This window comes from Methyloversatilis sp. S146-33, from assembly GCF_059552495.1.
Genome location: NZ_JCANOT010000015.1, coordinates 24,896 through 35,683, shown reverse-complemented (window position 1 = coordinate 35,683; position 10,788 = coordinate 24,896). Strand labels below are relative to the sequence as shown.

10 protein-coding genes are annotated in these 10,788 nt (G+C 64.9%); 8 read left to right on the top strand and 2 right to left on the bottom strand.

Going from position 1 to position 10,788, the window contains the following annotated elements; all coding sequences use genetic code 11:
* Positions 1-59: 59 nt before the first annotated feature.
* Together AC51BJ_RS03010 and AC51BJ_RS03005 are read right to left on the bottom strand one after the other, a co-directional pair.
* Positions 60-395 carry a cupin domain-containing protein gene (locus AC51BJ_RS03010; RefSeq protein ID WP_496279286.1) on the bottom strand — a complete coding sequence of 112 codons (336 nt, stop codon included), beginning with the start codon at positions 393-395 and terminating at the stop codon, positions 60-62.
* Positions 396-646: 251 nt separating this feature from the next.
* A complete protein-coding gene (locus tag AC51BJ_RS03005; RefSeq protein ID WP_430434161.1) occupies positions 647-1,186 on the bottom strand; it encodes a CHRD domain-containing protein in 540 nt (179 codons plus the stop codon).
* 333 nt (positions 1,187-1,519) lie between these two features.
* Here AC51BJ_RS03005 and AC51BJ_RS03000 point away from each other — a divergent pair, with 333 nt between their 5' ends.
* From AC51BJ_RS03000 to AC51BJ_RS02965, 8 genes are all read left to right on the top strand, one after another.
* Positions 1,520-2,218 (top strand): CoA transferase subunit A, encoded by a 699-nt coding sequence (locus tag AC51BJ_RS03000; RefSeq protein WP_019918094.1) that lies wholly within the window; start codon positions 1,520-1,522, stop codon positions 2,216-2,218.
* Between the two features lies 1 nt (position 2,219).
* Positions 2,220-2,867 carry a 3-oxoacid CoA-transferase subunit B gene (locus AC51BJ_RS02995; RefSeq protein ID WP_304027014.1) on the top strand — a complete coding sequence of 216 codons (648 nt, stop codon included), beginning with the start codon at positions 2,220-2,222 and terminating at the stop codon, positions 2,865-2,867.
* Positions 2,861-3,301, top strand: a complete 441-nt coding sequence (locus AC51BJ_RS02990; RefSeq protein WP_430434160.1) for a MerR family transcriptional regulator — start codon at positions 2,861-2,863, stop codon at positions 3,299-3,301. The genes AC51BJ_RS02995 and AC51BJ_RS02990 overlap by 7 nt, the downstream gene beginning before the upstream one ends.
* Complete coding sequence (locus AC51BJ_RS02985; RefSeq protein ID WP_019918097.1) at positions 3,298-3,894, top strand: peroxiredoxin; 597 nt, start codon at positions 3,298-3,300, stop codon at positions 3,892-3,894. Before AC51BJ_RS02990 ends, AC51BJ_RS02985 begins: the two co-directional genes overlap by 4 nt.
* Before the next feature lie 23 nt (positions 3,895-3,917).
* Entirely contained in the window at positions 3,918-4,547 is a 630-nt protein-coding gene (locus tag AC51BJ_RS02980) for a glutathione S-transferase family protein (protein WP_024300415.1), read from the top strand.
* A 109-nt stretch (positions 4,548-4,656) separates the two neighbouring features.
* A complete protein-coding gene (locus AC51BJ_RS02975; RefSeq protein ID WP_430434158.1) occupies positions 4,657-5,283 on the top strand; it encodes a glutathione S-transferase family protein in 627 nt (208 codons plus the stop codon).
* Positions 5,284-6,208: 925 nt separating this feature from the next.
* Positions 6,209-8,356, top strand: a complete 2,148-nt coding sequence (locus tag AC51BJ_RS02970; protein WP_019918100.1) for a hydantoinase/oxoprolinase family protein — start codon at positions 6,209-6,211, stop codon at positions 8,354-8,356.
* A gap of 83 nt (positions 8,357-8,439) precedes the next feature.
* On the top strand, positions 8,440-10,764 hold the full coding sequence (locus tag AC51BJ_RS02965; RefSeq protein ID WP_019918103.1) for a hydantoinase B/oxoprolinase family protein: 2,325 nt from the start codon (positions 8,440-8,442) through the stop codon (positions 10,762-10,764).
* Positions 10,765-10,788 lie beyond the last annotated feature (24 nt).

Below are 10,788 nucleotides of genomic sequence, written 5' to 3'. Positions count from 1 at the left end.
GGACTGCAGCGGCCTTGTCGCGGTCGAGGCCGCTCCCGCAGACCGTGCGCCTGCGCGATTCAGACCGCGACGAAATCCAGTGTTTTCGACAGCATGAACATGACGGTGCAGCCGGTGTCCGTCTCGTGCGGTCCGTGCACGGTGCCGGCCGGCGCGGCGAACACGGCGCCCGGACCGTAGCGGCGGCCGTTCTCGATGAACTCGCCGTCGAGCACGTAAGCCACTTCGTCGGCCTCGGTGTGCAGGTGGTTCTGCACCGTCGATCCGGGATCGAAGCGGTAGACAACGACTGAAGCGCCTTCGGCGGGGTTGCCGTCGAGCACCTTGTAATGCACGCCTTCGATGCCGCTGGCCTGCCAGCTCAGATCGTCGGCGTGGAACTGGGTGGTATACATTCGGGGCTCCGGAATGGCCGGGTCGGATTGACCCGCACGACGCTGCGCACGGACCATGCCATCCGTCCCGTCTGCCACACCCGTTCGACATGCCCCCGCACGATGGCGTCGACACGCCGTTTGCCGCGCATCGACGCCATCCGGACATACCTCCGAACGCCGCGGTCAGCCGTTCCACAGACTGAAAGTCGAACCGCCCGCCGTCGGGCGGACGAATTCCGGACTGTGGCGATCGCTCGCCGGCAGCGTGTTCAGACGCGCCGGCGTGCGACCAGCGTGACCAGACCCAGGCCCGCAGCCAGCATGGCCCAGGTGCCAGGCTCCGGTACCGCCGTCACCTGCAGCAACTGGCCGCGGATCTCGCCGCCGGGAAAGACCGCGTTGTGGATGTTCACGTAATAACCCCCCGCCAGCAGATCGGTCAGATCGAGCGCGCCCGGCCCGCTCCGGGTGAATGCGGCGGCCGTCCAGCTGCCGTCGTCCTGCATCGCCTGCAGGATGTCGTCGGCGAAATCGAACACCACCGGTCCGTTACTGCCGGCCGGACCTTCGTGAATATGGGCACCTGTCACCGAGGCGGCCAGACCGCCAGCGCCGAAGATGAGCTGGGTGATGCTGTTCGTGCTGTCGTCGAACGTGAGGTAGGCGCTGCCGTACGCCGTCGAGGCGTTGGCGGGTACCTGGCTCGCGCCCGACAGGTTGGCGACGAACTGGAAGGTGGCGGCCTGTGCCGATGAGGCGGCCAGGGCGAGGGCGGCAATGACGACTTTGCAGGCTTTCAGACGGGTCATGACGAAATCTCCGTAACGGTTGTCGGGAATGTTCCGGCCGGACACAGGATGCATCCGCGGCGGTACCCCTCGTGCTACACGGCAGGTGCCATTCCGGATGCAGGCATCGCCTGAAAGTCGGACCGCCCGGTCGACGGGCTGCGGCCGATTTTCGGACTTCCTGTCTGGTGCGTCGCAACGTTTCCCGGTAAGCGGTCACTTCATCCCCCTCCGGAATGCCGTTTCCGTCGATGGTGCGATGCACACGACTCGCGCCGGCACAGGCTTTGCTGAATCTCCTCCGGGCAATTCGCGGCGACGTCGCGAAACACCGATGCAACAAGGAGGAGGCAGATGAAAAAGCTCTACCCGGACGCCAAGAGCGCGCTCAAGGGTTTGCTCAAGGACGGACAGACGCTGGCGGTCGGCGGCTTCGGGCTGTGCGGCATTCCCGAGCAGTTGATCGACGCGGTGGCCGACAGCGGCACGCATGACCTCACGGTGATCAGCAACAACGCCGGCGTCGATGGCATCGGTCTCGGCAAGCTGCTGGCCAATCGTCAGGTGCGCCGGATGATCGCGTCCTACGTCGGCGAAAACGAGGAATTCGAACGACAGCTGCTGTCGGGCGAGCTGGAGGTCGAACTGACGCCGCAGGGCACGCTGGCCGAGAAGCTGCGCGCCGGCGGGGCCGGGATCCCGGCGTTCTACACCCGCACCGGCGTCGGCACGCCGGTCGCCGACGGCAAGGAAACGCGCGATTTCGGCGGACACCGCTATTTGCTTGAGCACGCACTGCTGGCCGATGTGGCCCTGGTCAAGGCGTGGAAGGCGGATGGCGCGGGCAATCTGGTCTTCCGCAAGACCGCGCGCAACTTCAATCCGATGATCGCGACTGCCGGGCGCACGACGATCGCCGAGGTCGAAGAGATCGTGCCGACCGGGCAGCTCGACCCGGACCAGATCCATACGCCGGGCATTTTCGTGCAGCGCGTGATCGTCAATCGCACCCCTTCGAAGCACATCGAAAAACGCACGACGAGGACTGCCTGACATGGCTTGGACACGAGACGACATGGCGCGCCGCGCGGCGCGCGAACTGCGCGACGGCTACTACGTGAACCTCGGCATCGGCATGCCGACGCTGGTGGCCAATCACATTCCGGAAGGCATGGACGTGTGGCTGCAGTCGGAAAACGGCCTGCTGGGCATCGGCCCCTTTCCGACCGAGGACGAAGTCGACGCCGACCTGATCAACGCCGGCAAGCAGACGGTGAGCACGCTGCCGGGCAGCAGCTTCTTCAGCAGCGCCGACTCGTTCGCGATGATCCGCGGCGGCCATATCGACCTCGCCATCCTCGGCGCGATGCAGGTGAGCGAACGCGGCGATCTGGCGAACTGGATGATTCCGGGCAAGCTGGTCAAGGGCATGGGCGGCGCGATGGATCTGGTGGCCGGTGTGCGCCGTGTCATCGTCATGATGGAGCACTGCAGCCGCAGCGGCGAACACAAGATACTGAAGCAGTGCGACCTGCCGCTGACCGGGGTCGGCGTGGTGAGCCTCATCATCACCGACCTGTGCGTGCTGGCGGTGACGCCTGACGGTCTGGAGCTGCGCGAACTGGCGCCCGGCGTGAGCATCGACGAGGTGCTCGAAAAGACCGGTGCGCCGGTGCTCACTGCACCGGTGGTGCTGTGCTGACGCCGGGCGGTGCGGCGCCTGCCGCCGCCGCGCGTCGCAGCGCGCGCGCCAACGTGATCACGCTGCAGCAGCTGGTGCAGGGTTACGGCATTCCGCTGGCGCGGGTTTCCGCCTTCGAGGAGCTCGGCATCATCGACGCAGCCGGCGCCGACCGCTACAGCTGCGAGGACGATGACCGGCTCATCATCGCCGCGGCCGCCGTGCAGCTCGGCTTCACGCTGCGCGAACTGCGCGAGCTGATGGACCTGTACGACGAAGCGTCACCGGCCCGCCGTGCGCTGCCCAACTTCATGAAGCTGCTCGCCAGCTACCAGCGCCTGATGGCCTGGCGTCAGCCCGAAGGCTACGACCCGCCGCCGGCCGGACGTCAGCGCAAACCTTTCCGCGCCCGGCACTTCCGCCCGGAAATCGTCTCTTCAAAGGAATCGACATGAGCATCCTGGTTGGCCAGACGGCGCCGGACTTCACCGAGAACGCGGTGTGGGGCGACAACGAGTTCCGCCCCTACACGCTGTCGGACGGTCGCGGGCGCTACACCGTGCTGTTCTTCTATCCGCTGGATTTCACCTTCGTCTGTCCGTCGGAACTGATCGCCTTCGAGCGGCGCATGCCCGAGTTCGCCCGCCGCAATGTCGATGTGGTCGGCTGTTCCATCGACTCGGCCTATACCCACCTGGCGTGGAAGAAGACCTCGTATGCCGAGGGCGGTGTTGGCCCACTCAGCTATCCGCTGATCTCCGACATGACGCACGCGGTGTCGCGTGCCTACGGGGTCGAAGGGCCGATGGGCATCTCGCTGCGCGGCACCTTCCTGATCGATCGTTCCGGCGTGGTGCAGCACCAGATCGTGAACAACCTCGCGCTGGGTCGCGACATCGACGAGCTGCTGCGCGTGATCGATGCGCTCCAGCACACGGAACTGCACGGCGAGGTCTGCCCCGCCGGATGGCAGAAGGGCAAGGCCGGCATGACGCCGACCGATCGCGGTGTGGCGAGCTACCTCGCCGAACATTCGGACATGCTGTGATGGCACCCTGGGAGAACGGACACATGAAACTGTACGACTGGCACGCAGCCCCGAACCCGAAGCGGGTTCGCATGTTTCTGGTCGAGAAGGACCTGGACCTGAACATCGTCGAGGTGTCGGGTGAGAACCTGCGCCTGCGCGCCGACTACATCGAGAAGTTTCCGCAGGCCATGGTGCCCATGCTGGAACTGCCGGACGGCCGCCAGATCGGCGAGTCGATGGCGATCTGCCGTTACCTCGAAGAACTGCATCCGGCGCCGCCGCTGCTCGGTCGCAACGCCTACGAGCGCGCCATCGTCGACATGTGGGAAAGGCGTGCCTTCGACGAAGGCATGATGGCCGCCGGCGAAGTGTTCCGGAACACCGCCGATGCCTTCCGCGACCGCGGCCTGCCGGGTTTCGCTTCACCGGTGGCGCAGATTCCCGCCCTGGTCGAGCGTGGCCGCGAGCGGCTCGGTCACTTCTTCCGCAAGTTCGACCAGCAGCTGGGCAAGCACCGCTACGTTGCCGGCGAGACCTTCTCGGTGGCCGACTGCACCACCTTCTGCAGCATCGAGTTCGCAGGCTGGTCGGACATCGGTATTCCGGCCGACTGCAGCAATCTGCTGCGCTGGCACAAGGACGTGAGCGCGCGCCCGAGCGCGCGCGCCTGAGGATCGCCGACATGCGAAGCCGGGTGAGTGTCGACACGCTGCAGGGCAGGGCGGCGCGCGCATCCGGATCGCATCGAGGCCACGAAGCACTGCATCGGGGGATGCGCGAATGATCGACCTTTACTCTGCACCGACACCTGATGGCTGGAAGGTTTCGATTGCGCTCGAAGAGCTGCGCATCCCCTATGCCGTGCACCCGATGGACGCCTGCAGCGGCGAACGCCTGGCGCCGGAATTCATGCGCGTCAGCGCCTGCGCCTGTTCGCCCACCATCGTCGATCACGACGCAGCGGGTTTCTCGGTCAGCGATGCCGGCCCGGTTCTGGTCTATCTCGCCGAACGCAGCGGCCAGCTGATGCCGAGCGACGCCATCGGTCGCTCGCGCGTGATGCAGTGGCTCATGCTGCCGGTCGATGCCGCCGACGCGGCGAAGACGGGCGATGCGAAGGCCGCACGGGCGGAGATGCTGCGTCTGTTCGCGCTGTTCGACCACCACCTCCAGGGCGCCGACTACCTTGCCGGCGCGTTCAGCATTGCGGACATCGCGCACTGGGCCTGGATGCGCATGCATGCCTGGTCCGACGTGGATATGCATCGCTTCAACGCGCTGGCGCGCTGGCTTCAGCGCGTCGCGGCGCGCGACGCCACGCTGCGCGGCCTGCGCGCGCTACCGTCACCGTCGCTCGAACGGCCGGCCGAGCATGTGTGGAAAGTGAAATCCATCCTGCTGCGTTGAGCGCGCGAGCGACGATTCAACGCGTCCGGCACAAGTCCTGAAGTCGCGGTCGGAAGACCGCTCCACGCAGAACCGGATCCAGCCAGCACCCTGTGGGAGCGGCCTTGGCCGCGACACGGCTTTGGCCGGCCGCCGGGTTCGGTCAAGCCCGCAATCGCGAGCAAGTTCGCTCCCACGGGCTTCGCGCCAGGCACCGAACGAGGGCGCTCTGCGGGAAGTAGTCATGATTACCGCTTGGGCCTGAACCAAGCGCCGCGCACTGCCCTCCGTTGCTGTCGGGGTCAGAAGACTCCTCCTACAGAAAGCCCGGATTCGACCGCGTGTCGTGCGCATTTCGTGTGGGAGCGGCCCTGGCTACCGCCGAGATCTGAACCAAGCGCCGCGCACTGCCCACCGTTGCTGTCGAGGTCAGAAGACCCCTCCCACAAAGAGCCGGCTTCGACTGCGTGTCATGCGCATTTCCTGTGGGAACGGCCTTGGCCGCGACGCGCCTTTGACTGGCCGTCGGCCTCGATCAATCAAGGCCGCAATCGCGAGCAAGCCCGCTCCCAACCCACCCCAGCCACGCAGCGCGAACCGCAGCGGTGTTGCCGCCTGGAAGTTGTTGCGACGCAGCATGTCAAAACCGTCCGAAACGACCGTCCGACGCGGGTTTCCGGACTGTCCGATCGCACTACGGTCGCTTCATACGATGCCGTCCGAATTCCATCCGTCCGATGCCCGTCGGCATGTTGTCACCCGCCCGGCGAAGAAAATTAACCGTCTATAAATCAATCGCTTGCGAGATTGCCGTGTGCCGGAATCCGCACTGGCACCGTCCTTGCACCTGGAGGCTTGTTCGATCGCGGCCAGATCGATCAGGAAACACCGGCCCACGGGGGTCGGAGGCGAAGAGCAGTTGGACTATTCAAATGGAGACGTGGAGATGACGATCGATAACTCGTCGGTTCAGGTGCTGGGGATTGATGCAGGCGGCACCATGACCGACACCTTCTTTGTCCGTGCGGACGGCCGCTTCGTGGTCGGCAAGGCACAGAGCAATCCCGGGGACGAATCCCTGGCGATCTACAACTCGTCGGTCGATGCACTGGCGCACTGGGGCCGTGAGGTCGATGACGTGTACCCGGAGCTGGTGACCTGCGTGTACTCCGGTACCGCGATGCTGAACCGCGTGCTGATGCGCAAGGGCCTCGACGTCGGCCTCATCTGCAACCGCGGTTTCGAGCAGGTGCATTCGATGGGCCGCGCGCTGCAGAGCTATCTGGGTTACGCGCTGGAAGACCGCATCCACCTGAACACGCACCGCTATGACGAGCCGCTGGTTCCGGTGTCGCGTACCCGTGGCGTGACCGAGCGTACGGATGTGCAGGGCAAGGTCGTCATTCCGCTGCGCGAAGCCGAAGTGCGCACCGCGGTGAAGGAGCTGGTCGATGCCGGCTCTCAAGCCATCGTCATCTGCTTCCTGCAGTCGCACAAGAACGGCACCAGCGAACAGCGCGCCCGCGACATCGTCAAGGAAGAGCTGAAGAAGCTGAACGTCAATATCCCGGTCTTTGCCTCGGTGGATTACTACCCGCAGCGCAAGGAAAGCCACCGCATGAACACCACCATTCTCGAAGCCTACGGCGCGGAACCGTCGCGCGAAACGCTGAAGAAGGTGAGCGACCGCTTCAAGAAGCACGGTGGCAAGTTCGACCTGCGCGTGATGGCCACGCACGGCGGCACCATCAGCTGGAAGGCCAAGGAACTGGCCCGCACCATCGTGTCCGGCCCGATCGGCGGCGTGATCGGCTCCAAGCTGCTGGGCGAAGCGCTGGGTGACGAGAACATCGCCTGCTCGGACATCGGCGGTACCTCGTTCGACGTGGCACTGATCACCAAGGGTTCGTTCGCCATCAAGTCCGATCCGGACATGGCCCGCCTGGTGCTGTCGCTGCCGCTGGTGGCGATGGACTCGGTCGGTGCCGGCGCCGGTTCCTTCGTGCGCCTGGATCCGTACTCGAAGTCGCTGAAGCTGGGCCCGGACAGCGCCGGCTACCGCGTCGGTACCTGCTGGCCGGAAAGTGGCCTGGACACGGTGTCGGTGTCCGACTGCCACGTCGTGCTGGGTTACCTGAACCCGAACAACTTCCTCGGCGGCGCGATCAAGCTCGACGTGCAGCGTGCGCGTGACCACATCAAGGCGCAGATCGCCGACCCGCTGGGCCTGTCGGTGGAAGACGCCGCCGCCGGCGTGATCGAGCTGCTCGACCTGACGCTGTCCGAGTACCTGCGCGCCAACATCAGCGCCAAGGGTTACAACCCGGCCGAGTTCACCTGCTTCTCCTACGGCGGTGCCGGCCCGGTTCACACCTACGGCTACACCGAAGGCGTCGGCTTCAAGGACGTCGTCGTACCCGCCTGGGCGGCCGGCTTCTCGGCCTTCGGTTGCGCCTGCGCCGACTTCGAATATCGCTACGACAAGTCGGTCGACCTCGGTGTCGCCCAGCTGGCCAGCGACGCCGACAAGGCGGCCGCATGCCAGACCCTGCAGGCGGCCTGGACGGAGCTGGCGGGCAAGGTGATCGAGGAGTTCGTCATCAACGGCTTCAAGCCGGAAGACGTGATGCTCATCCCCGGCTACAAGATGCAGTACATGGGTCAGCTGAACGACCTGGAGATCATCTCGCCGGTGTCGACCGCTGCGACCGCGTCCGACTGGGACAAGATCGTCGAAGCCTTCGAGAACACCTACGGCCGCGTCTATGCGAGCTCCGCACGTTCGCCCGAACTGGGCTTCTCGGCCACCGGCGCAATCATGCGCGGCACCGTGGTGACGCAGAAGCCGGTGCTGCCGGAAGACCCGGACTGCGGCCCCACGCCGCCGCCGGAAGCGCGCATCGGTACCCGTCCGTTCTATCGCCACAAGAAGTGGGTCGATGCGGTGATCTGGAAGATGGAAGCGCTGAAGTCGGGCAACCACATCGTCGGCCCGGCCATCATCGAATCCGATGCCACCACCTTCGTCGTGCCGGACGGCTTCGAGACCTTCGTCGATAAGCACCGCCTGTTCCACCTGAAGGAAGTCAAGTAAGCGCCGGTGTCCTGAAGGGCTGTCGGCACCCATCCGGGGTCGACAGCACAGCGATCCGGAAAAAACTCCAAAGGAGAGACTGAATGAACATGTTGAGCAACAACGAGACCGGCTTCGCCGATCTCCTGAAGAACGGCCAGACGCTGAAGCAGTTCCGCGACGGCATCATCGAGCGCACCAAGGCCAGCGGCCACTACAACGGCCTGGAAAAGCTGGAACTGCGCGACGCCGATCCGATCGGCTACGAGAAGCTGTTCTCCAAGCTGCGCGGCGGCCTGGTGCATGCCCGCGAAACCGCGAAGAAGATCGCCGCCAGCCCGATCGTCGAGCAGGAAGGCGAACTGTGCTTCACGCTGTACAACGCTGTCGGCGACTGCGTACTCACCTCGACCGGCATCATCATCCACGTCGGCACGATGGGCGCGGCGATCAAGTACATGATCGAGAACAACTGGGAAGCCAACCCCGGCATCAATCCCGGTGACATGTTCACCAACAACGACTGCTCGATCGGCAATGTGCACCCGTGCGACATCGCCACCATCGTCCCGATCTTCTGGGAAGGCCGTCTGATCGGCTGGGTGGGCGGTGTGACGCACGTGATCGACACCGGCGCGGTGACCCCGGGTTCGATGTCCACCGGTCAGGTGCAGCGCTTCGGCGACGGCTACATGATCACCTGCCGCAAGACCGGTGTGAATGACACGCCGCTGCGTGACTGGCTGCACGAGTCGCAGCGTTCGGTGCGTACGCCGAAGTACTGGATTCTCGACGAGAAGACCCGTATCGCCGGTTGCCACATGATCCGCGAACTGGTCGAGGAAGTGATCCGTGCCGACGGCATCGAGGCCTACGAGAAGTTCGCCTACGAAGTCATCGAAGAAGGCCGTCGCGGCCTGATGAGCCGCATCAAGGCGATGACGCTGCCGGGCAAGTACCGCAAGGTGTCCTTCGTCGATGTGCCGTACAAGCACGAAGACGTGCAGGTGTCCTCCGCCTTCGCCAAGCTCGACTCGATCATGCACTCGCCGTGCGAAATGACGATCAAGCCGGACGGCAAGTGGCGCCTCGACTTCGAAGGTGCGAGCCGCTGGGGCTGGCATACCTTCAACGCCCACCAGGTGGCCTTCACCTCGGGCATCTGGGTGATGATGTGCCAGACGCTGGTGCCGACGCAGCGCATCAACGACGGCGCCTACTTCGCCACCGAGTTCCACCTGCCCAAGGGCACCTGGTGCAACCCGGATGACCGGCGCACCGGCCACGCCTACGCATGGCACTTCCTGGTGTCCGGCTGGGCGGCGCTGTGGCGCGGCCTGTCGCAGTCCTACTTCAGCCGCGGCTACCTCGAAGAGGTGAACGCCGGCAATGCCAACACCTCGAACTGGCTGCAGGGTGGCGGTATCAACCAGGACGGCGAGATCCACGCGGTCAACAGCTTCGAAGCCTCGTCGTGCGGTACTGGAGCATGCGCCGTCAAGGACGGCCTGAACCACGCCGCCGCCATCTGGAATCCGGAAGGCGACATGGGCGACATCGAAATCTGGGAAATGGCCGAACCGCTGCTCTACATGGGCCGCAATGTGAAGGCCAACTCCGGCGGCTACGGCAAGTACCGTGGCGGCTGCGGTTTCGAGACGCTGCGCATGGTGTGGAACGCCCAGGACTGGACGATGTTCTTCATGGGCAACGGCTTCATGAACAGTGACTGGGGCATGATGGGTGGTTACCCGGCTGCCACCGGCTACCGCTTCGAAGCCCACAAGACGGGCCTGGAGCGCCGCATCGCCAACGGCGAAAGCCTGCCGCTGGGTGGTGACATCGATCCGACCTCGCCGACCTACGAGCACAACATCGACGCCACGGCACGGATCAAGCGCGACAAGCAGTGCATGACCACCGAGGACTGCTACGACAACCACGATCTGTACCTGAACTACCTGCGTGGCGGCCCCGGCTTCGGTGACCCGATCGACCGCGAGCCGAAGGCGATCGAGAAGGACCTGAACGAGAAGTTCCTGCTGCCCGAGTATGCCCAGAAGGTGTACGGCGCCGTCTTCACCCAGAACGCCAAGGGTGCGTATGTCATCGATGTGGCGAAGACCCAGGCCCGTCGCGCCGAGATGCGCAAGGAACGTCTGGCCCGTGCGGTGCCGGTGCGCGAATGGATGAAGGAAGAGCGCGAACGCATCATCAACAAGCACGCGTCGCAGGCCGTCCAGCACATGTTCGCCACCAGCTTCGCGCTGTCCGAGAAGTTCACCAAGCACTTCAAGGACTTCTGGAGCCTGCCGGCCGACTGGCAACTGCTGGAGACCGAACTGGGCGTTCCGTCCTACGGTTCCAAGCACCGCATGGACCTGTCGCTGATGCCTGACGTCACCACTGTCGTCCAGGTCGAAGAGTGACCTCCAACAGACCGATCACGCGAA

Excerpts from the sequence above, each read along its gene's own strand:
- AC51BJ_RS03010 (WP_496279286.1), bottom strand. The coding sequence starts at position 395 with ATGTATACCACCCAGTTCCACGCCGACGATCTGAGCTGGCAGGCCAGC.
- AC51BJ_RS03005 (WP_430434161.1), bottom strand. The coding sequence starts at position 1,186 with ATGACCCGTCTGAAAGCCTGCAAAGTCGTCATTGCCGCCCTCGCCCTG.
- AC51BJ_RS03000 (WP_019918094.1), top strand. The coding sequence starts at position 1,520 with ATGAAAAAGCTCTACCCGGACGCCAAGAGCGCGCTCAAGGGTTTGCTC.
- AC51BJ_RS02995 (WP_304027014.1), top strand. The coding sequence starts at position 2,220 with ATGGCTTGGACACGAGACGACATGGCGCGCCGCGCGGCGCGCGAACTG.
- AC51BJ_RS02985 (WP_019918097.1), top strand. The coding sequence starts at position 3,298 with ATGAGCATCCTGGTTGGCCAGACGGCGCCGGACTTCACCGAGAACGCG.
- AC51BJ_RS02980 (WP_024300415.1), top strand. The coding sequence starts at position 3,918 with ATGAAACTGTACGACTGGCACGCAGCCCCGAACCCGAAGCGGGTTCGC.
- AC51BJ_RS02975 (WP_430434158.1), top strand. The coding sequence starts at position 4,657 with ATGATCGACCTTTACTCTGCACCGACACCTGATGGCTGGAAGGTTTCG.
- AC51BJ_RS02970 (WP_019918100.1), top strand. The coding sequence starts at position 6,209 with ATGACGATCGATAACTCGTCGGTTCAGGTGCTGGGGATTGATGCAGGC.
- AC51BJ_RS02965 (WP_019918103.1), top strand. The coding sequence starts at position 8,440 with ATGAACATGTTGAGCAACAACGAGACCGGCTTCGCCGATCTCCTGAAG.